26 protein-coding genes are annotated in these 25,116 nt (G+C 61.1%); 12 read left to right on the forward strand and 14 right to left on the reverse strand.

Annotated features, from left to right (window positions below; genetic code table 11):
- Positions 1-55: 55 nt before the first annotated feature.
- The 3 genes from HX814_RS07385 to cfaB all read left to right on the forward strand — a co-directional run bounded on the left by HX814_RS07385 (position 56) and on the right by cfaB (position 2,949).
- Complete coding sequence (locus tag HX814_RS07385) at positions 56-901, forward strand: DUF692 domain-containing protein (RefSeq protein WP_177009031.1); 846 nt, start codon at positions 56-58, stop codon at positions 899-901.
- Positions 892-1,677, forward strand: coding sequence for a DNA-binding domain-containing protein (locus HX814_RS07390; protein ID WP_177009032.1), 786 nt, complete (start codon positions 892-894; stop codon positions 1,675-1,677). The genes HX814_RS07385 and HX814_RS07390 overlap by 10 nt, the downstream gene beginning before the upstream one ends.
- A gap of 87 nt (positions 1,678-1,764) precedes the next feature.
- Complete coding sequence (gene cfaB, locus HX814_RS07395) at positions 1,765-2,949, forward strand: C17 cyclopropane fatty acid synthase CfaB (RefSeq protein ID WP_003213498.1); 1,185 nt, start codon at positions 1,765-1,767, stop codon at positions 2,947-2,949.
- 130 nt (positions 2,950-3,079) lie between these two features.
- Here the strand turns inward: cfaB and cls are convergent, their stop codons facing one another.
- Positions 3,080-4,519, reverse strand: coding sequence for a cardiolipin synthase (gene cls / locus HX814_RS07400; RefSeq protein ID WP_003213496.1), 1,440 nt, complete (start codon positions 4,517-4,519; stop codon positions 3,080-3,082).
- 130 nt (positions 4,520-4,649) lie between these two features.
- Here cls and HX814_RS07405 point away from each other — a divergent pair, with 130 nt between their 5' ends.
- A complete protein-coding gene (locus tag HX814_RS07405) occupies positions 4,650-5,171 on the forward strand; it encodes a DUF3617 domain-containing protein (RefSeq protein ID WP_003213494.1) in 522 nt (173 codons plus the stop codon).
- A gap of 142 nt (positions 5,172-5,313) precedes the next feature.
- On the opposite strand, the gene HX814_RS07410 is transcribed toward HX814_RS07405, so the two are convergent.
- From HX814_RS07410 to folE2, 7 genes are read right to left on the reverse strand one after another with little or no spacing between them, the layout of a single operon-like run.
- A complete protein-coding gene (locus tag HX814_RS07410; protein ID WP_008439513.1) occupies positions 5,314-6,651 on the reverse strand; it encodes a dihydroorotase in 1,338 nt (445 codons plus the stop codon).
- A gap of 2 nt (positions 6,652-6,653) precedes the next feature.
- Positions 6,654-7,214 (reverse strand): DapH/DapD/GlmU-related protein, encoded by a 561-nt coding sequence (locus tag HX814_RS07415; RefSeq protein WP_003213490.1) that lies wholly within the window; start codon positions 7,212-7,214, stop codon positions 6,654-6,656.
- Positions 7,211-7,636 carry a phosphoribosyl-AMP cyclohydrolase gene (gene hisI / locus HX814_RS07420; protein WP_177009033.1) on the reverse strand — a complete coding sequence of 142 codons (426 nt, stop codon included), beginning with the start codon at positions 7,634-7,636 and terminating at the stop codon, positions 7,211-7,213. Before hisI ends, HX814_RS07415 begins: the two co-directional genes overlap by 4 nt.
- On the reverse strand, positions 7,633-8,517 hold the full coding sequence (locus HX814_RS07425) for a metal ABC transporter substrate-binding protein (RefSeq protein WP_003213485.1): 885 nt from the start codon (positions 8,515-8,517) through the stop codon (positions 7,633-7,635). Before HX814_RS07425 ends, hisI begins: the two co-directional genes overlap by 4 nt.
- Before the next feature lie 11 nt (positions 8,518-8,528).
- Positions 8,529-9,395, reverse strand: a complete 867-nt coding sequence (locus HX814_RS07430) for a metal ABC transporter permease (RefSeq protein WP_003213483.1) — start codon at positions 9,393-9,395, stop codon at positions 8,529-8,531.
- Positions 9,395-10,063 carry a metal ABC transporter ATP-binding protein gene (locus HX814_RS07435; protein ID WP_008439505.1) on the reverse strand — a complete coding sequence of 223 codons (669 nt, stop codon included), beginning with the start codon at positions 10,061-10,063 and terminating at the stop codon, positions 9,395-9,397. Before HX814_RS07435 ends, HX814_RS07430 begins: the two co-directional genes overlap by 1 nt.
- The gene (gene folE2 / locus HX814_RS07440; RefSeq protein ID WP_003213480.1) at positions 10,060-10,956 is read right to left on the reverse strand and encodes a GTP cyclohydrolase FolE2; all 897 of its coding nucleotides are present in this window, start codon (positions 10,954-10,956) and stop codon (positions 10,060-10,062) included. Before folE2 ends, HX814_RS07435 begins: the two co-directional genes overlap by 4 nt.
- Before the next feature lie 128 nt (positions 10,957-11,084).
- Between folE2 and HX814_RS07445 the strand changes: the two genes are divergently transcribed.
- Positions 11,085-12,308, forward strand: coding sequence for an N-acetylmuramoyl-L-alanine amidase (locus tag HX814_RS07445; protein WP_003213478.1), 1,224 nt, complete (start codon positions 11,085-11,087; stop codon positions 12,306-12,308).
- On the opposite strand, the gene HX814_RS07450 is transcribed toward HX814_RS07445, so the two are convergent.
- The gene (locus tag HX814_RS07450; RefSeq protein ID WP_003213476.1) at positions 12,305-12,673 is read right to left on the reverse strand and encodes a hypothetical protein; all 369 of its coding nucleotides are present in this window, start codon (positions 12,671-12,673) and stop codon (positions 12,305-12,307) included. The two genes, HX814_RS07445 and HX814_RS07450, sit on opposite strands and share 4 nt — an antisense overlap.
- Before the next feature lie 127 nt (positions 12,674-12,800).
- Between HX814_RS07450 and dksA the strand changes: the two genes are divergently transcribed.
- From dksA to HX814_RS07470, 4 genes are read left to right on the forward strand one after another with little or no spacing between them, the layout of a single operon-like run.
- Positions 12,801-13,205 carry an RNA polymerase-binding protein DksA gene (dksA, locus tag HX814_RS07455; protein ID WP_003213474.1) on the forward strand — a complete coding sequence of 135 codons (405 nt, stop codon included), beginning with the start codon at positions 12,801-12,803 and terminating at the stop codon, positions 13,203-13,205.
- Positions 13,206-13,232: 27 nt separating this feature from the next.
- A complete protein-coding gene (zigA, locus tag HX814_RS07460; RefSeq protein WP_003213472.1) occupies positions 13,233-14,438 on the forward strand; it encodes a zinc metallochaperone GTPase ZigA in 1,206 nt (401 codons plus the stop codon).
- The gene (locus HX814_RS07465; protein ID WP_177009034.1) at positions 14,438-15,082 is read left to right on the forward strand and encodes a DUF1826 domain-containing protein; all 645 of its coding nucleotides are present in this window, start codon (positions 14,438-14,440) and stop codon (positions 15,080-15,082) included. The genes zigA and HX814_RS07465 overlap by 1 nt, the downstream gene beginning before the upstream one ends.
- A gap of 45 nt (positions 15,083-15,127) precedes the next feature.
- Entirely contained in the window at positions 15,128-16,090 is a 963-nt protein-coding gene (locus HX814_RS07470; RefSeq protein ID WP_177009035.1) for a GTP-binding protein, read from the forward strand.
- On the opposite strand, the gene HX814_RS07475 is transcribed toward HX814_RS07470, so the two are convergent.
- On the reverse strand, positions 16,084-16,482 hold the full coding sequence (locus tag HX814_RS07475; RefSeq protein ID WP_003213466.1) for a DUF3301 domain-containing protein: 399 nt from the start codon (positions 16,480-16,482) through the stop codon (positions 16,084-16,086). The genes HX814_RS07470 and HX814_RS07475 overlap by 7 nt on opposite strands.
- Positions 16,483-16,599: 117 nt before the next feature.
- Here HX814_RS07475 and pdxY point away from each other — a divergent pair, with 117 nt between their 5' ends.
- Both pdxY and HX814_RS07485 read left to right on the forward strand, forming a co-directional pair.
- Entirely contained in the window at positions 16,600-17,472 is an 873-nt protein-coding gene (pdxY, locus tag HX814_RS07480; protein ID WP_177009036.1) for a pyridoxal kinase PdxY, read from the forward strand.
- Between the two features lie 81 nt (positions 17,473-17,553).
- On the forward strand, positions 17,554-18,600 hold the full coding sequence (locus HX814_RS07485; protein WP_177009037.1) for a hypothetical protein: 1,047 nt from the start codon (positions 17,554-17,556) through the stop codon (positions 18,598-18,600).
- 27 nt (positions 18,601-18,627) lie between these two features.
- Here the strand turns inward: HX814_RS07485 and HX814_RS07490 are convergent, their stop codons facing one another.
- Positions 18,628-19,113 (reverse strand): acyl-CoA thioesterase, encoded by a 486-nt coding sequence (locus HX814_RS07490; protein WP_003213461.1) that lies wholly within the window; start codon positions 19,111-19,113, stop codon positions 18,628-18,630.
- Between the two features lie 295 nt (positions 19,114-19,408).
- Between HX814_RS07490 and HX814_RS07495 the strand changes: the two genes are divergently transcribed.
- The gene (locus HX814_RS07495) at positions 19,409-21,172 is read left to right on the forward strand and encodes a cation:proton antiporter (protein WP_003213459.1); all 1,764 of its coding nucleotides are present in this window, start codon (positions 19,409-19,411) and stop codon (positions 21,170-21,172) included.
- A 65-nt stretch (positions 21,173-21,237) separates the two neighbouring features.
- Here HX814_RS07495 and HX814_RS07500 read toward each other — a convergent pair whose 3' ends face one another.
- The 3 genes from HX814_RS07500 to uvrD form a co-directional block, all read right to left on the reverse strand.
- On the reverse strand, positions 21,238-21,645 hold the full coding sequence (locus tag HX814_RS07500; protein WP_003213456.1) for an SMI1/KNR4 family protein: 408 nt from the start codon (positions 21,643-21,645) through the stop codon (positions 21,238-21,240).
- Between the two features lie 136 nt (positions 21,646-21,781).
- Positions 21,782-22,657: a Tim44 domain-containing protein gene (locus HX814_RS07505; RefSeq protein ID WP_003213454.1), complete on the reverse strand. Its 876-nt coding sequence runs from the start codon at positions 22,655-22,657 to the stop codon at positions 21,782-21,784.
- A 191-nt stretch (positions 22,658-22,848) separates the two neighbouring features.
- The gene (uvrD, locus tag HX814_RS07510; protein ID WP_003213452.1) at positions 22,849-25,032 is read right to left on the reverse strand and encodes a DNA helicase II; all 2,184 of its coding nucleotides are present in this window, start codon (positions 25,030-25,032) and stop codon (positions 22,849-22,851) included.
- Positions 25,033-25,116 lie beyond the last annotated feature (84 nt).

Consider the following 25,116-nt stretch of genomic DNA (forward strand, 5'->3'; position numbering starts at 1 on the left):
TGCAACCGCAGCGGGCACCCCCTCCGCTGCGGACACTTTCCCCAGGAGTGTTTTTATGTCCGCTTCCCTTCCGAGTCTGGGTTACGGCCTGGGTTTACGCAGCGAGTACTACCAGCAGATCCTTGAACAATCGCCGGCCGTGGATTGGTTCGAAGTGATCTCCGAGAATTATCTGGTGCAGGGCGGCAAGGCTTTGTACTACCTGGATGCGATAGCCGAGCGTTATCCCCTGGTGATGCACGGTGTGTCCCTTTCAATCGGCGGGCCCCATGCCCTCGATACCGATTACCTGAAACAACTCAAGCAGCTCTCCGAGCGCATCCGGCCGGCGTGGATTTCCGATCACCTGTGCTGGAGCCGTGGCAACGCGCACCAGTTGCATGACTTGCTGCCGCTGCCCTACACCGAAGAAAGCCTGTACCACGTCGCCGCTCGCGTGCGGCAGGTGCAGGATGTGTTGCTGCGCCCGTTCGTGCTGGAAAACGTCTCCAGCTACGTGCGCTCCAAGGCGGATGAGTTTACCGAATGGGAATTTCTCAACGCCCTGACCCATCTCACCGGCTGCCAGTTGCTGCTGGACGTGAATAACGTCTACGTCAGCTCGCGCAATCACGGGTTCGACGCCTGGGAATTTATCCGCAACCTGCCGCCCGAAAGCATCCGCCAACTGCACCTGGCCGGGCATATGGATTACGGCGACTACGTGATCGACACCCATGACCATCCGGTATGCGATCCGGTGTGGGCGCTGTACCAGCGGACCCTGGAGCACCTCGGGCCAGTCTCGACCTTGCTCGAACGCGATGACCATTTCCCGCCTTTCCAGGAGCTGCTCGACGAGTTGAACAAGGCCCGCGAACTGGGCGCGAGCGCGCTGGACAGGAGAGCGTTATGCGCCTGATCGATTGGCAATTGGCCTTTGAGCGGCATTTGCTGGCCGAGTCTTCCACTGCCAGCAACAGCTTCAGCGCCACCTTGATCGGCGGCCCGACCCTGGATGTCGAGACGGGCCTGGCGATTTACCACAACGCCTATCACGCCCGATTGCAGGAAGTGCTGCGCGATGACTTCAGCGCCGTCTGGTATTGGCTGGGGGACGAGGAGTTTGCAGCGTTGGGTTCGGCCTATACCCGCCGTTATCCCTCGGCCCATTACAGCCTGCGCTGGTTTGGCGAGCGGTTCCCCGGGTTTATCGTTGAGCATTATGGCGAGCAAGGTTTGGCGCCTGCCGAGCTGGCGCGGCTCGAATGGGCATTCACCCTGGCCTTTGATGCACCGCAGGGCGAGCCGTTGACCCTGCAAGACATGGCAACGCTGCCGCCCGAAGACTGGCCCGGGCTGCAGGTGCAGTTGGTGCCGTCGGTGCAGCAGGTGCTGTGTGATTTCAACAGCCTGGGCATCTGGCGTGCGAGCAAGGGCGAGTGGGACTTTCCCGGCAGCGAAGCCCTGCCATTGGCGCAGGTGTGCCTGGTCTGGCGCCATCAGAATGTCTGCCAATACCGCAGCGTTGAACCGGCGCAAGCCAGCGCGCTGACAGGCATGGTCGCCAACGGTTGGAGTTTTTCCGAACTGTGTGCCGAGTTGGCAGTCACTTACCAGGAGGGCGCGCCATTGCAAGCGGTTACCTGGCTGAAACAGTGGGTCCAGGAAGGTTTGCTCCAGCGGCGGGCACCATAGAAAGGCGCTATTGTTTCGATAGCCTGCTAATTTTTCCGTGGATGGTCTACCCTCATTTCAGACGTCTGAAACAAGGGGGGACTACTCATGCTCGCGCAACTTCCACCGGCCTTACAGAATCTCAAGCTACCGCTGCGTCTTCGACTCTGGGACGGCCATGAATTCAACCTGGGCCCGGATCCCAGCGTCACCATTGTGGTCAAGGACCCCATGATGGTTTCAACGCTCAGCCATCCGACGCTCGACTCACTGGGCGAAGCTTTCGTCGAGGGCAAACTGGAGCTGGAAGGCTCCATTTCCGAAGTGATCAGGGTTGTTGACGAGTTGAGTCATGCCCTGGTTGATGACGACGAGGGGAGTCGTCCGGTGCGCTCGATCCACGACAAGGCCACCGACGCAGCGGCTATTTCCTACCATTACGACCTGTCCAACGAGTTCTACCAGCTGTGGCTGGACCGCGATATGGCCTATTCCTGCGGGTATTTCGAAACCGGCAGCGAATCCCTTGATCAAGCCCAACAAGACAAATTCCGCCACCTGTGCCGCAAATTGCGGCTGCAGCCGGGGGAGTATTTGCTCGACGTGGGCTGCGGTTGGGGTGGGCTGGCGCGGTATGCCGCGCGGGAATTCGGGGTCAAGGTGTTCGGCATCACCCTGAGCAAGGAACAGCTGGCGCTGGCCCAAGAGCGGGTGAAGGCCGAAGGCCTGGAAGACCAGGTAGAGCTGACGCTGCTCGACTACCGCGACTTGCCTCAGGATGGCCGGTTCGACAAGGTGGTGAGCGTGGGGATGTTTGAACACGTTGGCCACGCCAACCTGGCGGAGTACTGCAAGATTCTCTACGGCGCGGTGCGTGAGGGCGGCCTGGTGATGAACCACGGGATTACCGCCAAGCACATTGATGGCCGGCCCGTAGGCCGTGGCGCCGGGGATTTTATCGAGCGTTATGTGTTCCCCAACGGCGAGTTGCCGCATCTGTCGATGATGACCGCCGAGATCAGCGACGTGGGCCTGGAAGTCGTCGACGTCGAAAGCTTGCGCCTGCATTACGCGCGCACGCTGGATCACTGGAGCGAGCGCCTCGAAGACAACCTGGAAGCGGCGGGCAAGATGGTGCCGGAGCAAGCCTTGCGCATCTGGCGCCTGTACCTGGCCGGCTGTGCGTATGCGTTTGCCCGGGGCTGGATCAACCTGCATCAGATTCTGGCGGTGAAACCCCATGCCGATGGTAGCCATGAGCTGCCTTGGACGCGGGATGACCTGTACCAGTAAGCAATGGTACCGGTGATCTAAAAGGTGGGAGCGGGCTTGCTCGCGAAGGCGTTGGATCAGAAACACATTCAGTGACTGACACTCCGCTTTCGCGAGCAAGCCCGCTCCCACATTGGATTCGGTGCAAGCCTTACAAAATTGGAGAAATCAGCCGCGCGATCCGCATGCCCAATTGTTGCAGGCGGTGGGTCTGGCGGTTTTCTTCCTGGCTGATTTCATGGGCCAGGGCGAAGTCTTCCAGCAGCATGTGCTCCACCTGGCTGGCGAAAGTGTCATCTACCGTCAGCAACATCACCTCGAAATTCAGCCGGAACGAGCGGTTATCCAGGTTCGCACTGCCGATGGCGCTGATTTCACGGTCGACCAACACCACTTTCTGATGCAGGAACCCTGGCGTATAGCGGAATACCCGCACCCCGGCGCGCACGGCTTCGATCGCATACAGGCTGGAAGCGGCGTAGACGATGCGGTGATCCGGCCGTGACGGCAGCAGCAGGCGCACGTCGACACCGCGCAATACCGCCAACCTCAAAGCCGCAAACACCGCCTCATCGGGAATGAAATACGGGCTGGTGATCCACACCCGCTCGGTCGCCGCATGAATGGCCTCGACGAAAAACAGCGAGCAGGTTTCGTAGGGATCCGCCGGGCCGCTGGCCAGCAACTGGCAGAGTACGCCGTCGTCCGGGTAGGTATCCGGCAGCAGCAGCGGCGGCAGCTCACGCGAGGCCCAGAACCAGTCTTCGGCAAAGGATTCCTGCAAGCACGCCACCACCGGGCCGCTGACTTGCACATGGGTGTCACGCCATGGCGCCAGCGGCGGTTTCTTGCCCAGGTACTCATCGCCGACGTTATGCCCACCGACGAACCCGGTAATGCCATCCACCACCACGATTTTGCGGTGGTTGCGGAAGTTGACCTGGAAGCGGTTGAGCCAGCCGCTGCGCGTGGCGAAAGCCTTGACCTGCACCCCGGCGTCTCGCAGCGACTGCACATAACGATGGGGCAGGGCATGGCTGCCGATACGGTCGTACAGCACGAAAATGGCTACGCCTTCGGCGGCTTTTTCCTTGAGCAAGGTGTGCAGTTGGCGGCCGAGTTCGTCGTCATGAATGATGAAGAACTGGAACAGCACAGCGGTCTTTGCCGAGCGAATCGCCTCGAAAATCGCGCTGAACGTAGCCTCGCCATTGATCAGCAAACGCACCTGATTATTCGCCAGGCACGGCATGCGTCCCAGCTTGGGCATGGCCCGCAGCGAAGCGTAGGCCTGGGAGTTGCGCGCGGCCAGCGCCTCTTCAACCCATGGGCGCCAGTTCAGCTCGGTGATCGCCTTGTGCATTTCCTGGTTGGCCTGGCGCCGCGCCTGAATGTAGGCGTCGAAAGTGCTCCGGCCAAAGATCAGGTAGGGAATCAGCGTCAGGTAGGGGATGAACATCAGCGACAATGCCCAGGCAATCGAGCCTTGGGCGGTCCTGACGGTCAGCACCGCATGGATGGCGGCGAGGGTGCCCAGAAAATGCAGGGTGGCAATGAAATAGGCGAGCAGGTGCGGGCCAAAGAAATCCATGGACAACGGTACTCCTGACGAACAAGTGCCTAACAGACCATGTTCGGCCACGAATGTCGCTATTTTATTTGCTGTGCAACACTGGCGCTTTTGCGGCGTCTAACGCCGACAATTGCCCAGGAGTTACCCGATGAATGCTCGTCTGCTTGGTTTGGCCATGGTTGTTGGTTTGACGCTGCCTGTGGCGGCGCAAGCGCAGATGTTGGCGCCGGGCTTGTGGGAGTTGACCACCAGCAACATGAAGGTCGATAACCAGGACCTGCCGGACTTGTCGCTGATCCTCGGTCAGCTCAAGCAACAGATGACCCCGGAACAACGCGCGATGCTTGAGAAGCAAGGCATCACCATGGCCGGCAAAGGCGTACAGGTGTGCCTGACCCCGGCCCAGGTGGCGTCCGATTCCATCCCGCTGACCGACCCGCAATCGGGCTGCAAGCAGGAAGTGACGGACAAGACCGGCAACCAATGGAAATTCCGCTTCAGTTGTCCGAAAGCCCAGGGCACTGGCGTGGCGACGTTCCAGAGCCAGCAGGAATTCACCACTACGGTTAACGGTACCTTCAACGCCACCGGCGTACAGCAGAAGGGCAGCCTGGACACCCACGCGCAGTGGTTGGGCAGCAACTGCGGTACGGTCAAACCCCGCGCTTAACCTAAGACATACCCCGATCAAAATGTGGGAGCGGGCTTGCTCGCGAATGCGGTGAATCAGTCACAGGTGTATTGGCTGACCCACCGCATTCGCGAGCAAGCCCGCTCCCACATTTGATTGGATTGCCAGGTACAGAGTCTCTTCAACGCTGGAAATGCAGCGGCAACCCCTGGCAACTGTCGTGCACGCGCCCGTCGTGCCAGGCCAGGTGGCCGGACACAAGCGTGGTGCTGACGCTGTGCCGGAAGCTGCGCCCGGCAAAGGGCGTCCAGCCGCAGCGGGCCAGGATCGGCTGGCTGCTGACGGGTTTGCCGTGAGGCTCGGGTTGGATCAGCACCAGGTCGGCCCAATAGCCTTCGCGCAGGTAGCCACGGTCGGGGATCGCAAACAGGTCCGCGACCCGATGGCTGGTTTTCGCCACCAGCGTGGTCAGCGGCAGCAGGCCGTCGGCGACCAATTCCAGCAGCGCCGGCAGGGCGTGTTGCACCAGCGGCAAGCCTGACGGCGCCTCGCGATACGGCAGTTGTTTTTGCGCCCAGGTGTGCGGCGCATGGTCACTGCCAATTACATCCAGACGATCACTCAACAATGCCAGGCGCAAGGCGTTGCGGTCGGCGCGTGTCTTGATCGCCGGGTTGCATTTGATCTGGTGGCCGAGGCGGGCGTAGTCGCGGTCATCGAACAAGAGGTGATGCAGGCAGACCTCCGCCGTGATGCGTTTTTGCGCCAGGGGTTTGTCTTCGAACAGCACCAATTCCCGGGCGCTGGTGATGTGCAACACATGCAGGCGCGTGCCGTGCCGCTTGGCCAGTTCCACCGCCAGGGACGAGGAGCGATAGCAGGCCTCGGCATCGCGGATCAGCGGGTGCGCCACGGCAGGAATGTGCTCACCAAAACGCTCGCGCATCCTTTGCTCGCGGGCCAGGATGCTGGGGGTGTGCTCGCAGTGGGCCAGGAGAATGGTCGGCACCTCGGCGAACAGACGCTCGAGGATCTTCGGATCATCCACCAGCATATTGCCGGTAGACGCACCCATGAACACTTTGACCCCGGCGACTTCCCGCGGGTCCAGCGCGGCGACGGTGTCGAGGTTGTCGTTGCTCACTCCGAAGTGAAAGCCATAGTTGGCCACCGAATGCAGCGCCGCGCGGCGCTTCTTGTCGGCCAGGGCATCCAGGTTCAGGGTCGCCGGGTTGGTGTTGGGCATGTCCATGAAACTGGTGATGCCACCCGCCACCGCCGCGCGGGACTCGCTGTAGAAGCTGCCTTTGTCCGGCGCGCCGGGCTCTCGGAAGTGCACCTGGTCGTCGATCATTCCCGGCAGCAGCCACTGGCCTTGGGCGTCGATTTCCACGGTGGCGTTGGCGTTGTCGATGCTGCCGGCGATCTTCTCGATACGGCCATTGGCGACCAGCAGGTCAGCCTCGAATTCCTCGCCTTCGTTCACCAGGCGGGCGTTGCGGATCAGCAGGCGGCTCATGCTCAGAACTCGTTTTGCAGGGCTTTGTAACCCAGTACCAGGTCGACGTTGGTGCGTGCCACATCTTCGGAAAACTCCGAAGCGCTGACACTCACCGGCGGGAACTGGGACAGGTCGGTGTTGGGGCCGATGCGGGTGGTGGAGGGCACGTAGAACGCGTCGGGCAAATCGCGGCCGTCGACTACAGAGTTGTGCCGCACCACGCAGCCATCGCCGACGACGCAGTTGAACAGCACGCTGTTGAAGCCGATGAACACCCGGTCACCAACGGTGCAGGGCCCGTGGACGATGGAGCGGTGGGCGATGGAGGTGAACTCGCCGATGGTTACGGCGGCGCCGGATTTGGAGTGGATCACCACGCCGTCCTGGATATTCGAATTGGCCCCAATGGTGATCGGGTCCATGTCACCGTTGGCGTCGACTTCGTCGGCGCGGATCACCGCGTAAGGGCCGACAAATACGTTTTCGCCGATGACCACCTTGCCGCAGATGATTGCAGTTTTGTCGACGTAGGCTGATTCGGCAATCACGGGCAGATCGCCGGAAGGGTTCTTGCGGATCATGGGTCAGGTTCCTTGAGAGGCGCGGTGATGATGTTGACGTGATGGCCGTCGATGGCGTTGTAGAAACAGGTGGGCCGGCCGGTGTGGCAGGCCGGGCCTTGCTGGTCGACGATCAGCAATACCGCGTCGCCGTCGCAATCCAGGCGGGCCTCCACCAGCAGTTGCCGGTGGCCGGAGGTTTCGCCCTTGCGCCACAGTTGCTGGCGCGAACGGGACCAGTAGCAGACGTGCCTGGTGGCCAGGGTTTCGTCGAGGGCCTGGCGGTTCATCCAGGCCAGCATCAACACTTCGCCGCTGCCGTGTTGCTGGGCGATGGCGGCGATCAGGCCATCGCTGGTCCACGGCAGGGCGTCGAGCACGCTATCGAGTGGAAAGCGGCTGCCGATGGCAGCCTCTTCCAGGTCAAGCATGCTCAGGCTCACGGCTTGCTCAGGGCCGCGCACAGGGTGTTGAGGTTGTATTCGAACAGGCCGGTAAAGGTGCTGGCCGGACCTTCTGCAGCCAGGGCGTCCGAATACAGCGTGCCGCCGATCTGCGCGCCGCTCTCATCAGCGATCTGCTGGAGCAGACGCGAGTCCTTGATGTTTTCCATGAACACGGCCTTGACCTTGTCCTTGCGGATCTGGGTGATCAGCGTGGCGACTTCGGCGGCCGACGGTTCACGTTCGGTGGACAAACCTTGAGGCGACAGGAACTCGATACCGTAGGCCTGGCCCAGGTAGCCGAAGGCGTCATGAGAGGTGACGATGCGACGGTTACCCGGTGGCAGCGCGCCAAACTTGGCCTTGGCTTCAGCCAGCAGGCGGTAGATTTCTTTCAGGTACACCTGGCTGTTGTGCTCGTAGTCGGCCTTGTTGGCCGGGTCGGCAGCGATCAGCGCCTTGGTGATGTTGTTCACGTAGATAACGGTGTTGGCCAGGTTGTGCCAGGCGTGCGGGTCGGGGATGGTTTCGCCGTCCTCTTCCATGGTGTGGGAGAGCACGCCTTTGCTCGCAGTGACCACAGTGGCCTTGGTCTCGGTGCTGGTGACCAGGCGATCCAGCCACGGCTCGAAGCCCAGGCCGTTCTTGATGATCACCTTGGCCTTGAGCAGGGCCTTGGCATCGTCCGGTGTTGGTTCGTAGGTGTGGGCGTCGGCGTCGGGGCCGACCATGTTGCTGATCTGGATATGATCGCCACCGACCTGGTGGGTCATGTCGTCAAGAATACTGAAGCTGGTAACCACCTGAAGCTTGTCGGCAGCCTGGGCCGTCGCGAACGACAGCGGCAGCAACACACTGAACAGCACGAGTAGAGCGCGCATCGGGAAACACCTCATTGGGATGTAAGCAAAGGCGGGCGGCGCAGCAAGCCGTGCACCGGACCGAAGACCACGGACAGCAGGTACCAGCCGCCAGCCACCAGCACAATTGCCGGGCCGCTGGGCAGCGAGTAGTAGAACGACAGCAACAAGCCAAGCCATACCGACAGGCATCCCAGCACCGCTGATATGGCGATCAACACCGGCAGGCGCCGGCTCCAGAAACGTGAAGCAATCGCCGGCAACATCATCAGGCCGACCACCATCAACGCGCCGATGGCCTGGAAACCGATCACCAGGTTCAGCACCACCAGCGTCAGGAACAGGCCGTGGGCCAGCGGGCCTAGGCGGCTGACGGTTTGCAGGAACAGCGGGTCGAGGGTGTCCAGCAGCAGCGGTTTGTAGATCACCACCATGGCGATCAGGCTGAAGCCCGAGACCCACAGCATGCCGGTGAGGGTCGGGCCGTCTACCGCCAGGGCCGAGCCGAACAGCAGGTGCAGCAGGTCCAGGCGTTTTCCGGCGAGGCCGAGGATCAGCACGCCGCTGGCCAGGGAGATCGGGTAGATGGCGGCGAGGCTGGCGTCTTCCTTCAGCCCGGTGCGACGGGTAATCCAGGCGGCGAGGCCGGCCATGCTCAGGCCGGCGCCCAGGCCGCCGATGGTCAGCGCGGGCAAACTCAGGCCGGCAAACCAGAAGCCCAGTGCGGCGCCGGGCAGGATGCCGTGGGACACCGCGTCACCGATCAGGCTCATGCGGCGCAGGATCAGGAACACCCCAAGCGGCGCCGTGCTGCATGCCAATACCAGACCGCCGACGAGCGCGCGGCGCATGAAAACGAAATCGAGAAACGGCATCCACAGGTGGGCGGCGAAGTGCATCAGGCCACCTGCATTTGCGGCTGCGGGCGGATCAGTTCTTTGCTGGAGCCGAACACGCAGCCACTGCTTTTGATCTGCACCACTTGCTGGGTGTGTTGGCGTACGGAGCCGAGGTCATGGCACACCACGACCACCGTGCGACCTGCGTCGTGCCAGGCGTGGATGTGTTTCCAGCACAGCGCCTGGCCGTCTTCGTCGAGGGCGGCGTGGGGTTCGTCCAGCAGCAATATCGGCGACTCGGCCAGGCTCATGCGGGCGAGCAGGGCGCGTTGCAGTTCGCCGCCCGACAAGGCCATCAACGGCCGATGCTCCAGGCCGCTGAGGCACCAGTCTTCGAGCACGGCGCTTAGGCGTTCGGTACGTTGTTGCGGGGTTTGCCTGCTGCCCCAAAAACCGGCGGCCACCAATTCTTCAAGGCTGATAGGAAACTGGCGATCGAGGTTCTGTTGCTGGGGCAAAAACGACAGGCCACCTCGGCGTGGAACATCGATCGTCACTTTCCCCGCCAGTGGCTTCTGCAATCCGGCGATAACTTTCAGCAGGCTGCTTTTGCCGGTGCCGTTGGCGCCGATGATGCCGGTAAGGCTGCCTTTTTCCAGGGTGAAATCCACGGCGGGGGTCAGTGGTTGGCCGGGGGCGCCCCAGCGCAAAGCGGTGCAGGTGATCATTCGGAAGGTCTCGTCCAGCGGCTTTCGGCCACGGCATCGTGCGCGTGAAGGCTTTCGGCGTGGATTACTTTCAAGTGGAAGGCATTGACCGCATCCGAGCGTTTCAAGGCGAGGTTCAGGCGGCGGGCGGCGTCTTCGCAGAACATCAGGTTCTGCCCGTTGGCCAGGGCGAAGGCTTGTTCGTCTGCACGCTTTACGGCGGTTTGCACGGCAGTGCCGAGGGCGGCTTCGGTTTCGTCGATCAACTGGGTCAGCGGCAGTGTTGGCTGATCGCCTTGAAGCCGGACCTGCAACAGCGCGCTGCTGCGCTGGCTGTGGGGCGTGGCGACGATGCCGTTTGCGCTGCCGAGCCAGGTCAGTACGTCTTCGTGCTGCAGCGGTGTGCCGGCAAAGTCCTCGATAAATTGCTGCTGAATCAATTGCCTGGCGAGGGCAGCGGAGCAAGGGCAGGTTGAAGAGTAAGTAACGTCAATTTTTAGTTCCACGTGGAACATCTGGTTTTCCAGGCGCGCCTCGATGCTCACCGGGTAGCTTTTCCAGCCGGCTAACGGGCTGACCAGCGCCGGGCGTTTCAGCAGCAGACCTGCATGAATCCGCAGGTAGGCATTTGTGGATAAACCTTCATGACTGTCGAGAAAACGTTGCAATACACTGCGCAGCAGTGCTGGCGAAAGCGGTTGCTGTTCAAGCATTTCCAGCGCCAGGTAAAGCCGTGACATATGAATGCCACGGGCCTCGCCGTCGTCCAGGCTGACGCCGGCATCAGCCGTGGCGCTAAGGCTTTGGCCGTCGATCAGAATGGGCAGGGCAATGCCGCACATGCCCACCCAATCGAGCGGCAAGGCTTGGCGTGAAGCCTGCGCGGCGATATCGGGCAGAGTCAGCGCGTTCATGAGCAGGTCCATCGTTGGAAATAAAAAGACATGTTATATTATTACAATTGAAACGACGAAATTTTTTCTGTTCTGTCTTTTATTCAGTCATGTCGAGTACGGAAGCTCCTTTATTTGCGGTGTAAGTCATGCACAGACGTCAACTCCTCAACCTGCTGCTGGCCAGTGCGGTGTTCACCTTGCCCTTGGGCGTGTCTGCCGCGCAGATCCGCAATGCACGGCTGTGGCGGTCGGATAACAAGCTGCGGCTGGTGCTGGACCTCAGCGGCCCGGTGCAATACAAGACCTTCACCCTGACCGCGCCGGAGCGGTTGATCATCGATTTGAGCGGCGCGAAGCTGACCGGTGATTTCAGCCAACTGGCCCTGACCAACAGCGGCATTACCTCGATTCGCTCGGGGCATTTCGGGCAGGGCGATACGCGGATCGTGCTGGATTTGAAGGCGCCGATGCAGCTCAACAGCTTTCTCCTGCCGCCGCAGGATGGCCAGGGCCACCGCCTCGTGCTGGACCTGACCAGTGCCACTCATGCGCCTATGCAAATCGCTGCGGCACCGGCCGCGTTGGCTGCACCCGTGCCGGCGCCGGTGGACAGGGCTCATCCGAAACGCGACATCATCGTGGTGGTCGACCCTGGGCACGGCGGCAAGGATCCCGGCGCGATTGGCTCAAAGGGCCAGCGCGAAAAAGACGTGGTGCTGTCCATCGCCCAATTGCTGGCCAAGCGTCTGAAGCGCGAGAAGGGCTTCGATGTGAAGCTGGTGCGCAACGACGACTTCTTCGTGCCGCTGCGTAAACGTGTGGACATCGCCCGTCAGCACAAAGCCGACATGTTTATCTCGGTACACGCCGATGCCGCGCCACGGCTTACCGCATCCGGCGCCTCTGTCTATGCGCTGTCTGAAGGCGGCGCCACCTCCGCCACCGCACGGTTCATGGCGCAGCGGGAAAACGGCGCCGACCTGTTGGGCGCCACCACCTTGCTCAATCTCAAGGACAAGGACCCGATGCTGGCCGGGGTGATTCTCGACATGTCGATGAACGCCACCATCGCCTCCAGCCTGCAATTGGGCAGCTCGGTACTGGGCAGCCTGCAAAGCATCACCACGCTGCATCAAAAACGCGTGGAACAGGCCGGCTTTGCGGTGCTCAAGTCGCCGGACGTGCCGTCGATCCTGGTGGAAACCGGGTTTATCTCCAACACCCAGGACGCCCAGCGACTGGTCACCGCACGCCATCAACAGGCGGTGGCAGACGGTTTATTTGAAGGGTTGAAGAACTACTTCCAGAAGAACCCGCCGATGAACAGCTACATGGCCTGGGTTCAGGAACAGAAAACCGGCCAGGTCTAACAGCCGGTGATTCGACTACAGGTGAACTTGGCGCTGGCACCACCGGAACTGGAAAACCGGTTGAGGGTGGTCCAGCCCACTCGCCGCGTGTAGCCCACCCACGCCTCACCATCGGAAGCCAACCCGGTAAAGAACGTCAGTTGCCCGTAGCGGCTGCTGGTCTGTGCCCAATAGCGTTTTCCGATTACTTCAAAGCCCCGCAAATACGTAGTGCTGCCTGCCGTCGCGACGCTGTAGGCATTGCCCTGGGCGTCGACGCACGCGAGCAGGTTGGCGCTGCGGGTGCAGTTGGCCAGCAGGCTGGGCACCTGGGCGTTGGCCAGGCTCGCCAGCATCAGCAACACAGCACACAGCAGGTATTTCATAGAGGCTCTCGGGGCGTTATTCGGCTGCCAGCATTGCGCCCTTCGTCGTCACGAGCAAGGGGGATTGGCTTATTTGTATTGTTATACTATAACATTAAAAAACAGCCTGACCCGTGAACCACCTCCGATGACCGAACAAGACCTTCTCGCCCAACCCTGCGCCGACTACATGAATGAAGCCCAGCAAGGTTTCTTCCGCGAGCTGCTGCTGGCCCAGCGCAACGAGCTGCAAGCGCGTATCGACGCTGAATTCATGGTGCTGCGCGAACAGGAGCCCAACAGCGATCCCGCCGATGTCGGCAGCGCCGAAGAACAGCGCCAATGGCAACTGCGCCTGCTGGAGCGCGAAAAAAAGCTGTTGGACAAGATCGACGAAGCCCTGGAACGCCTGGCCCGCGGTGAATACGGCTGGTGCCGTGAAACCTGCGAACCCATCGGCCTCAAGCGCCTGCTGCTGCGCCCCACGGCCACCCTGTGTATCGAAGCCAAAGAACGTGAAGAGCTGCGCGAACGCCATCAACGGGCGATTTGACCGGCCAACCCTGATGAGGAATACCTGATGCCCAATCGTCTCCCCGTTACTGTGCTGTCCGGATTCCTCGGCGCCGGCAAAAGCACGCTGCTCAACTACGTCCTGCGCAACCGCGAAAACCTGCGGGTGGCGGTGATCGTCAACGACATGAGCGAAATCAACATCGATGGCAGTGAGGTCCAGCGCGACGTCACCCTCAATCGCTCCGAAGAAAAGCTGGTGGAGATGAGCAACGGCTGCATCTGCTGCACCCTGCGCGAAGACTTGCTGGAAGAAGTCGGAAAGCTCGCCAAGGAAGGTCGGTTCGATTACCTGTTGATCGAGTCCACTGGGATCTCCGAGCCGTTGCCGGTGGCGGAAACCTTCACCTTTCGCGATGAAGAAGGCCAGAGCCTGGCGGACATTGCCCGGCTCGACACCATGGTCACCGTGGTCGACGGCATGAACTTCCTGCTCGACTACCAGGCTGCCGAAAGCCTGGCGTCCCGGGGCGAAACCCTCGGTGAAGAGGACGAGCGCTCGATCACCGACCTGCTGATCGAGCAGATCGAATTTGCGGATGTGATCCTCATCAGCAAGATCGACCTGATCAGCAGCAGTGAGCGCGAGGAGTTGATGGCGATCCTGGAGCGCTTGAACTCCCAGGCTGAAATCATCCCGATGGTCATGGGCGAAGTGCCGTTGGCGAAGATCCTCAACACCGGCCGTTTCGACTTCGAGCGTGCTTCCCAGGCGCCGGGCTGGTTGCAGGAACTGCGTGGCGAACACCTGCCGGAAACCGAAGAGTACGGCATCGCCTCCACCGCTTATCGCGCCCGCCGCCCGTTCCACCCGCAGCGGTTTTTCGACTTTATCGACCGGCCTTGGGTGAATGGAAAACTGCTGCGCTCCAAGGGCTTTTTCTGGCTGGCCAGCAAACACCAGGACGCCGGTAGCTGGTCCCAGGCTGGCGGCCTGATGCGCCATGGGTTTGCCGGGCGCTGGTGGCGTTTCGTGCCGAAAACCCAGTGGCCCCAGGACGAGGAAGGCATCGCCGCAATCATGAAAAACTGGCAACTGAGCACCGGCGATTGCCGGCAGGAGCTGGTGTTTATCGGCCAGAACATCGACTTCGCCCAGATGACCGCCGAGCTGGACGCTTGTTTGCTGACCGACGATGAAATGGCCACGGGTGTCGAAGGCTGGCGCTTGTTGGCCGATCCCTTTGGCCCTTGGTTCGAAGAGGCTGCCTGATGCTGGCACCGACCCTGAAACTGCGCCCGGTGGTACGCCAGACCCACGGCGAAACCCCGGCCGTGCTCACTGATATCCTTGAGGACGGCGTGAACCTAGCGGTGTGGCAGCGTCAGTTGCCTCTGCACATCGCCGAGTTCGGCGCGTTACTGGTGGCACTCAATGAGCCATTGGCCGAGTCGCTGGTGGTTGAACTGAACAGCGAAGACGCCGAGCCAAACCTGCAGGACTTTGCATCGGGTTGCCGTGACCTTGAAGGCTACGAAGGCTTTATCGCCGATGTGTCGTGGCTGGTCAGCGCCTTTGCCTGTTTGCTCGGAGCCAAGCGTATCGGCGTGCGTTTGCGGCTATTGGACAAGGCCATGTGCCCGCGTTTTCATGTGGATCATGTGCCGGTGCGGCTGATCACCACCTACGCCGGCATCGGCAGCCAGTGGTTGCGCGAGGGGGTTATGGAGCGGCGACACCTGAGCCAGGCGAGTGCTGAGCCAGAAGAACGCATTGAGCAAATCCACTGCGGTGAAGTGGCGTTGCTCAAGGGCGAAAAATGGCACGGCAACGAAGGCTTTGGCCTGATCCATCGCTCGCCGCAACTGCAAGCGGATGAGCGACGGTTGATCCTGACGCTGGATTGGTTGGCGTAACCGGGTAGGATCGAACCTCTCTACACGGTCTGAATGATGTCCACCATGCTGCAGAACATTCCCACCCACGTGATTGCCGGGCCCCTGGGCGCCGGCAAGACCAGCCTGATCAAGCACCTGCTGGCCCAGCGCCCGGCCAACGAGTGTTGGGCGGTGTTGATCAATGAGTTCGGGCAGATTGGCCTGGATGCCGCGCTGCTCACCCGTGATGACGACGGGATTGCCCTCGGTGAAGTGGCGGGTGGCTGCCTGTGTTGCGTCAACGGGGCGCCGTTTCAGGTAGGACTGGGGCGTTTGTTGCGTAAGGCCAGGCCCGACCGGCTGTTTATCGAGCCGTCCGGGCTTGGGCACCCGGCTCAATTGCTCAAGCAGCTGCGGGAAGCACCCTGGCAGCAGGTACTGGCGGTGCAGCCGTGCGTACTCGTACTGGACGCCCAGGCGTTGGCGGCGGGTAAACCTTTACCCAATGCCCAACGGGAGGCATTAGCCAGCGCCGGGCTGTTGGTATTGAACAAGAATGAAGCCTTAAGTGATGCGCAGCGCCTGTTGATTCAAGGACAACTGCCCGACCGGCCGATCTATTGGACGCAGCAGGCGCAACTGCCCTTGGCCCGGTTACCGGGTGTGAATGCTCAAGCGGCAGCGGCTGTGGATAATTTCGAGTTGCCCAAAGGCCTGGGGCAAATGCCGGCCATCTGGACGGATCCGGCATCGCCGATCTGCCTCAGCCAGGGCCAGGAGGATGGCTGGAGCATTGGCTGGCGCTGGCATCCGAGCCAGCGATTCGACGCGCGGCGCATTCAGCAATGGCTGCAATCGTTGGACTGGCGACGGGCAAAACTGGTTATCCACAGCCTGGATGGCTGGGCATCGGCCAACGCTGTGGATAACGCAGCATTGGCCTGGCAGCCCAGCGAATGGCGGCGGGATTCGCGTATCGAATTGATCTTCAGCGAAGTGCAGGACGTTGCGCAGTTACAGGGTGGGTTAACCGCTTGCCGTCAGTGACGGGTCTTGCTGTTGCCATGCTCCTGGCGCCACTGGCTTAGCTCAATGATCTCGGCGCTGGGCAATGGCGTCTTGATCTCGAACGGGTAGGGCGCCAACTCGATTTGTGCACTGTGGGCGCCGAATTGGGTGATGGTACCCGGGTGCCGCGTTTCGCCGGTCACGGTGAATTCGAAGTTGTAGATCCGTGCCAGGCGCCGCCGCCCGCTGGCATCTTTCACAAAACCGATGCGCTTCAACGCCACGGCGCCATCGAGCAGCTCGATGTCGAGCTTGGCGCAGTGCTGCTTGACCCGTTCCAGCGCCCGCTCGCGCAGGCCGTGGTTGTGCCACAGCCAGGCGGCACCGGTCGCCAGCAGCATCAGCACGAAGATATTTCCGAGGGTCAGCATTCGATGAACTCCAACAAAGTAGGGCCAGCTTAACTGCGTCTCCGGTCTGTCGTACAGGCCGCGTTTAGTCGCATACTGCGCAGCCAGAATATCAACGGCTTTACGGAAATCCCCTGCATGAAACGTACGCCCCATCTGCTTGCGATCCAGTCTCATGTGGTCTTCGGCCACGCCGGAAACAGCGCCGCCGTGTTCCCCATGCAACGGGTCGGGGTGAACGTGTGGCCGCTCAATACGGTGCAGTTCTCCAACCACACTCAGTATGGTCAGTGGGCGGGAGAAGTGTTGGCGCCGCAGCAAATTCCTGCGCTGGTGGAAGGCATCGAGGCGATTGGCGAGCTGGGCAACTGTGATGCAGTGCTGTCGGGCTACCTGGGCAGTGCGGCCCAGGGCCGGGCGATCCTCACCGGCGTGGCGCGGATCAAGGCGATCAACCCCAAGGCTCTTTACCTGTGTGACCCGGTGATGGGGCATCCGGAAAAAGGCTGCATCGTCCCCCAGGAGGTCAGCGACTTCCTGCTGGAGGAAGCGGCGGCGATGGCCGACTTCCTGTGCCCCAACCAGCTGGAGCTGGACAGCTTTGCCGGGCGCAAGCCGCAGTCGCTGTTCGATTGCCTGGGGATGGCCCGTGCGTTACTGGCCCGCGGGCCGAAGGCGGTGTTGGTCAAGCACCTGGATTATCCCGGCAAGCTGCCGGACGGCTTCGAAATGCTGTTGGTGACGGCTGAAGGCAGCTGGCATCTGCGTCGGCCACTGCTGGCATTCCCGCGTCAGCCGGTGGGCGTGGGCGACCTGACGTCGGGCCTGTTCCTGGCGCGGGTGTTGTTGGGCGATAGCCTGGTGGCGGCCTTTGAGTTCACTGCTGCAGCGGTGCATGAAGTACTGCTGGAAACCCAGGCGTGCGCCAGCTATGAGCTGGAACTGGTGCGTGCCCAGGACCGGATTGCCCATCCGCGAGTTCGCTTCGAGGCAACCCCAATCGGGCTGTAGGACTATTCCTGATTGAGCGACGCAAAGGGCGTCCGTTACTACCGGCCGTCTTTTTGCCCTCTGCGTTCATCAAGGAAGATCATGTCGTTATCCCTGCTCCATTCGCCACGGGCATTTATCGCATTGGCCCTGGTTACGCTGCTCAGTGGTTGCAGCGTCCACGGTACCTATCCTGACGCAACCGAGCCCGATGCGGCGAAGCTGCGGTTCATCTCCAACACCACCAACAGCACCCTTTTTGTCTATGACGCACAGCACTGCATGGGTGAGACCACAGGCATTCTCAACAACATGTTCCTGGTGGACACCAAGCGGCGGGTAGACATGCTTGTGCCGCCACCGCCCACGGCTCGTGGGCTGCTGGAGATCAAGCTGGCGCCCGGAAAGGACACTATGTTGATGATCAACACCAACGGCAGCTCCTATGTCTGTGGCAAAGCGTTCAATCTAACGCCCAAGGCGGGTGAAGAGTACGAAGTGACCTTCGAATTGCAGGGCCGCCAATGCAGCACGCTGCTCCAGCGTCTTACGCGATTGGACGGCAAGGACGTGCGGATCCCGCAGCCGCTGTTCGAGACCGGCATGCCGTCTTGCGAGGGCAAAGGTCCGATATTCGGCAAGTTGTTACCGGATACTCCGCAGCGAATGGTGTTGATTGATCGCATTCTTGACGAGCGTGCGCAGTCGATCACGGCCATCGTGTCAGAGAATAAAGTCGACCGAATGCAAACCTCGCCTCAAGAGCTTGATGAGTTGATCAGCAAGCGCAAGGCGTTGATGGGCTCGTATACCTTGCCGCCGGATTATTGGAACCAGTTTCGGCAGAACTACGAACTGTCGAATCAAGAGTCTGCCGGTCGTCTGGCCTGGGCTCTGGGGTTTTACACTGAGGTGTACCGCCAGCGCCTGCGGGGAACTGAGGATGCCGTCCTGGAGCAATGGATGCAGCCTACGGACAGTGCGATCAAATCGCGCGTAGCGGAGAACGACAAGCTTATGGTGCAGTACTACGTGAATACCCGAAAGAGCGTGACGATGGAGGTGGTCAATCACCATATGGAGCGCATGGCCCAGTTGGACCAGCGCTTTGATGTGTGTGCGCACTTTGACAAGTGCTCGCGTTACTAAGCGGTCATCCAGAAACCTGGCGGGCTCTTACGGGCCGTCTGCCTTGATTTCCTGATAGCGCTTTTCCAGCTCCTGGCGAATCTGCCGGCGCTGTTGAGCCTGCACAAACCGTCGCTTGTCTTCGCTGTTCTGCGGTTGCAGCGGCGGCACGGCGGCCGGTTTGCGCTGGTCATCCACCGCGACCATCGTGAAGAAGCAGCTATTGGTGTGGCGTACCGAACGCTCCCGGATATTCTCGGTGACCACCTTGATCCCCACTTCCATCGACGTGTTGCCGGTGTAGTTGACCGAGGCCAGGAAGGTCACCAGCTCGCCGACATGGATCGGCTCGCGAAAAATCACCTGATCCACCGACAACGTCACCACATAGCGCCCGGCATAACGGCTGGCGCAGGCGTAGGCCACTTCGTCGAGGTACTTGAGCAGCGTGCCGCCGTGCACATTGCCAGAGAAGTTGGCCATGTCAGGGGTCATCAATACTGTCATCGACAGCTGGGCGTTTCCGGGTTCCATAGCACACTCACGGGTTGTAGGCATTGGGTGGGGAGGCACCTCTGCGGGTGCTGGAATCTTTGCAGAGCCATTCATAACGGGACGCTGGGCCCCGGCTTGCCGTCACGCCTGGGGCGATCTGTTTCCATATATTGCACCGGCTTTCTGCCGCAAGTCGCGGTGTTACCCTTCAAAAGCCCGTCTCAAAGGCAATTCTTACGATCAAGGCAGACTTTTCTTTCCGTTCATTGCGACCTTTCGGGGTGCATGCGTGGAAATGGGAAAAGCGCCAGTACCCCTCAAGGAGCCCCTCGCCATGCACGCCATCAGCTTTATCCAGGACCTGGCCGTGATCATGCTGGTGGCCGGGGTGGTGACGATCCTGTTCCATCGGCTCAAGCAGCCGGTGGTGTTGGGGTATATCGTCGCCGGCTTCATCATCGGCCCGCACACCCCACCGTTTGGCCTGATCCACGACGAAGACACGATCAAGACCCTGGCCGAGCTTGGGGTGATCTTCCTGATGTTCTGCCTGGGCCTTGAGTTCAGCCTGCGCAAGCTGTTCAAGGTTGGCGCCACCGCCTTTATCGCGGCGTTCCTCGAAATCATCCTGATGATCTGGATCGGCTACGAAATCGGCCGCTGGTTCGACTGGAACACCATGGACTCGCTGTTCCTGGGCGCGATCCTGGCGATTTCCTCGACCACCATCATCGTCAAGGCGCTCAATGACCTGAAGATGAAAAACCAGCGCTTTGCCCAGCTGATTTTCGGGGTGCTGATCGTCGAAGACATCCTCGGCATCGGCATCATCGCCTTGCTGTCGAGCATTGCCGTCAGCGGCACGGTCAGCTCCGGCGAGGTGTTCTCCACCGTCGGCAAGCTCTCGCTGTTCATGATTGTCGCGCTGGTGATCGGGATTTTGCTGGTGCCACGCCTGCTGGAATACGTGGCCAAATTCGAAAGCAATGAGATGCTGCTGATCACCGTGCTGGGCCTGTGTTTCGGTTTCTGCCTGTTGGTGGTCAAGCTGGAATACAGCATGGTGCTGGGGGCATTCCTGATCGGCGCGATCATGGCTGAATCCCGGCAATTGCTGAAGATTGAGCGCCTGATCGAACCGGTTCGCGACATGTTCAGCGCGATCTTCTTTGTCGCCATTGGCTTGATGATCGACCCGCAGATCCTCCTGCAATACGCCTGGCCGATTGCGGTGATTACCGTGGCCGTGGTGCTGGGCAAGATGTTGTCCTGTGGGTTGGGGGCGTTCATTGCGGGTAACGATGGCCGCACTTCATTGCGAGTGGGGATGGGGCTGTCACAGATCGGCGAATTTTCATTCATCATCGCCGCGCTGGGCATGACATTGCAGGTCACCAGCGACTTTCTGTATCCGGTGGCGGTGGCTGTTTCTGCGATTACCACACTGCTCACACCCTATCTGATCCGTGGCGCAGACCCGCTGTCGCTGAAGATTGCCGCAGTGATGCCCAAGCGCATGAGCCGGGTGTTCGGGATGTATGGCGAGTGGCTGCGCAGCATTCAGCCCCAGGGCGAGGGTGCGATGCTGGCGTCGATGATCCGCAAGATCATTCTGCAGGTGGGGGTGAACCTGGCGCTGGTGGTGGCGATCTTCTTTGCCGGCAGCTTTTTCGCGGCGCGTATTGGCAGCTACCTGGAAGGCTGGGTCAGCGATCCGAGCTGGCAGAAGGCATTGATCTGGGGTGGGGCGTTGCTGCTGTCGCTGCCGTTTTTGATTGCGGCGTACCGCAAGCTCAAGGCGCTGTCGATGCTGCTGGCGGAGATGAGCGTGAAGCCGGAAATGGCCGGGCGCCACACTCAGCGCGTGCGCCGGGTGATCGCCGAAGTGATCCCGATTCTTTCGCTGCTGGTGATTTTCCTGCTATTGGCAGCCTTGTCGGCCAGTATCCTGCCGACCAACAAGTTGCTGGTGCTGATCGCCGTGGTGACGGCCGCGGTGGCCGCCGTGCTCTGGCGCTGGTTCATCCGCGTGCATACGCGGATGCAGGTCGCCTTGCTGGAGACCCTGGATAACCATAAGGATACGCCGGAGCACTGAGTGGGCCGCAGAGGGCTGCTTCGCAGCCCAGCGCGAGCAACAAGCGCCCTCGGCACACAGGGGTCTCAGCTTTCCAGCCAGACGTCCCGCGCCCAGTGCCACACCGATTCCCAGGTTTCTTCGGTGACGAGTTCTTCTTCGCCGGACCACAGCACCACGGTGCCGTCTTCTTCGACGCAGTAGTAGTCGTCGCCGTCCTGGCAGATCGGGATCATGCTGCGGTCAACACCGGCATCCCAGGCGTTGGCGGCAACGTCCGGCAGGTAGGTGTGGGACTGTGGGTCGGTGACGGTCACCGGCTCCAGGCTGCCGTAGACCACATCGCTGACGGTCAGCAGAAATTCACGGAAGACGAACGGAATATCGATGAACAGTTGTTCCTCGATTTCCACCAGTTGATCTTCGTCAGGCAGCTCCAGAGGAACCGGTACCGGTTCGTTGGCTTCACGCAATTGTTCGATAACTTCTTCCACGGCCGGGATCCTCTTGCTAGATGGCGCGGTTTATAGGGGCGTTTTATACAGTAGCTCGCTATAAGTGCAACCGTGAAATAGAAAACCCCGGACAAGTCCGGGGTTTTTGTTACTGCGTACTCAAAGCGGGCAGGGATCAGCCGTTCTGGCGGATACCGGCGACCAGCCAAGGCTGGTTTTCGCCTTGTGGGCGTTCCATGTTCCAGCTTTCGCTGAACACTTCGCCCTGGTCGAAACGCGAGGTCTTCGACACACCGCTGAAGGTCAGGGTGGCGATGGTCTTGTCGGCGCGGTCATCCACACCTTCAAGCTGCACTTTCAGGTCGTCGATGTAGGTCGACTGGAAGCCGTCGCCCAGGTCGGCACGTTCGCGCTTGAGGAACTCCAGCAGTTGCGGGGTCACGAACTCGGCGATCTTGTCCATTTCGTTGGCGTCCCAGTGTTGCTGCAGGGACTGGAAGTGGCTGCGGGCCGCTTCGACGAAGCGCTCTTCGTTGAACCAGGCGGGTGCGTTGATCACCGGACGAGCGGCGGCAGGAGCAGCCGAACCGCCGAAGATCGAACCCATGGCAGCAGGCTTTTGCTCGAACACTTCACGCTGCATCGGCGCGCCGGCTGGAGCCATGTGCTCCTGTTGCTTGCGGCGACGGGCGGCGATAAAGCGGAAGATCAGGAAGGCGATGACCGCCATGATCAGGATGTCGAAGATCTGCATGCCCTGGAAGCCGCCGCCCATGAACATGGAGGCGAGCAGGCCGCCGGCCGCGATACCGGCCAGAGGGCCCAACCAGCGCGAAGCACCGCCAGCCTTGGCAGCAGCGCCTGCGGCACCGGCAGCGCCAGCGGTCGCAGCTGCGCCGCCCATGCCGCCGCCGGATGGGGCCATTTGGCTGGTCTGGTGGCTCGGCGCCGAGCCCATGGATTTGCCGCCACCGAAGCGCTTGGCGTTGGCGTCGAGGCTCATCGTCAGGCCGATGCACAACGCCATGGCGATGCTAAGAAAACGTTTCATAAAGGGAATTCCCATTTGTGGATTGCACGCGCGCCATGTTGCACAGGTGTGATGTCAGTGGCTAGCGGCATAGTGTTTCGGGCTTTTGCGTAGGGCCAATACCGAATCGTCTGTAGGACTTATTACAGATATTGGCCCCGCCGCTGCCAAATACAAGGGTGGGGCAACATCCTTCATGTTCTACAGTTGTTTCAGATTGCTTCGAGCTTGGCGTAGCCCATCATCAGCCACTTGCTGCCTTCGGCGAAGTTCACCTGCACCCTGGCCTGGGCACCGGCGCCTTCGAAGTTGAGGATCACGCCTTCGCCGAAGATCGCGTGCTTGACCTGCTGGCCAAGGCTGAACGGCGTCTCGGGGATTTCCGAACCAGCGAACATGCTGCTGGAGTTCTGCTGCTGGCCGCCGCCGAACGGTCGGCTGACGCTGTTGGACAGGCGCACTTCCTGAATCAGCCCTTTCGGCACCTCGCGTACGAAGCGCGACACCTTGTTGTAGGTCTCGCTGCCGTACAGGCGCCGGGTTTCGGCGTAGGTCATCACCAGGTTCTGCATCGCCCGGGTGATGCCCACGTAGGCCAGGCGGCGTTCCTCCTCAAGGCGGCCGGGTTCTTCCAGGCTCATCTTGTGGGGGAACAGGCCTTCTTCCATGCCCACCAGGAACACGTAGGGGAATTCCAGGCCCTTGGCACTGTGCAAGGTCATCAGCTGAATGCTGTCTTCATGCTCATCAGCCTGGGTGTCGCCGGCTTCCAGGGAAGCGTGGCCGAGGAATGCAGCCAGTGGCGTCAGGTCTTCGTCTTCTTCGGTGTTTTCGAACGCGCGGGCGGCGCTGACCAGTTCCTCAAGGTTTTCTACCCGGGCCTGGCCTTTCTCGCCTTTTTCCGCTTCGTGGTAGGCGATCAGGCCGGACTGCTCGATCACGGTCTGGGTCATCAGGTGCAGGGGCATTTCCATGCACTTGGCGGCCAGGTTCTCGATCAGCTCGACAAACACGCTCAAGGCACCGGCCGCACGGCCGGTCAGGCCCTTGTTGGCGATCAGCAGGCGCATCGCTTCCCACATCGACACATCGCTGTGGCGTGCGTGGTCGCGAATCGCCTCGACGGTCTTCTCGCCGATGCCACGGGCCGGAATGTTGATCACCCGTTCCAGCGCCGCATCGTTGCCGCGACCTTCCAGCAAGCGCAGGTAGGCCATGGCGTTCTTGATTTCGGCACGTTCGAAGAAGCGCTGGCCACCATAGATGCGATACGGAATGCGCTCGCGCAGCAGGGCCTCTTCCAATACCCGTGATTGGGCGTTGGAGCGGTAGAGAATCGCGATATCGCTGCGGGCCAGGCCGGTTTTCAGGGCGCTTTCGATGGTTTCCACCACGTAGCGCGCTTCATCGTGTTCGTTGAAGGCGGCGTACAGGTTGATCGCTTCGCCTTCGCCGCCGTCGGTCCACAGCTCTTTGCCCAGGCGCCCGGTGTTGTTGGCGATCAAGGCGTTGGCGGCCTTGAGGATCCCGGCGGTGGAGCGGTAGTTCTGTTCCAGGCGGATGGTTTCGGCGTCCGGGAAGTCGTCGCTGTACTGGTAGATGTTCTCGATTTTCGCGCCGCGCCAGCCGTAGATCGACTGGTCGTCGTCGCCCACCACCATCAGGCTGTCGCCGCCCTTGGCCAGCAGGCGCAACCAGGCGTACTGCACGGCGTTGGTATCCTGGAACTCGTCCACCAGGATGTGGCGGAAGCGTTTCTGGTAGTGCGCCAGCAAGCCCGGGTTGTCGCGCCACAAGTCGAGGGCGCGCAGCAGCAGTTCGGAGAAGTCGATGACGCCGGCGCGCTGGCAGGCCACTTCATAGGCTTCATAAATGCTGCGCATGGTGGCCAGGAACAGGTCGCCGCTGGCCTGGATATGTTGCGGGCGCAGGCCTTCATCTTTCTGGCCATTGATGAACCACTGGGCCTGACGGACCGGCCAGCGTTGTTCATCCAGGCCCAGCTCGCGGATCACCCGCTTGACCAGACGTTGCTGGTCGTCGCTGTCGAGAATCTGGAAGGTCTGGCTCAGGCCGGCTTCCTGCCAATGCGCCCGCAACAGGCGGTGCGCCAGGCCGTGGAAGGTGCCCACCCACATGCCGGCCGGGCTGATGCCCATCAACTGCTCGATGCGATGACGCATCTCGGCAGCGGCCTTGTTGGTGAAGGTCACCGACAGGATGGAATGCGGTGAGGCGTTCTCGACCTGGATCAACCAGGCGATACGGTGCACCAGCACTCGGGTTTTACCGGAGCCAGCACCGGCCAGGACCAACTGACGGCCAACGGGGGCCGCTACGGCCTGGCGTTGGGCATCGTTGAGGGAGTTCAGCAAAAGAGAGAGATCATCGCGCATCGGCGCATTCTAGGGTGCCCGGGGGAGTCGGGCAAATCCCAATGCCGGGTGGTCACGGGAAAACTTCTGCGTCGACACAGGATA

It is taken from the genome of Pseudomonas sp. C8002 (assembly GCF_013385765.1).
Lineage (GTDB): Bacteria > Pseudomonadota > Gammaproteobacteria > Pseudomonadales > Pseudomonadaceae > Aquipseudomonas.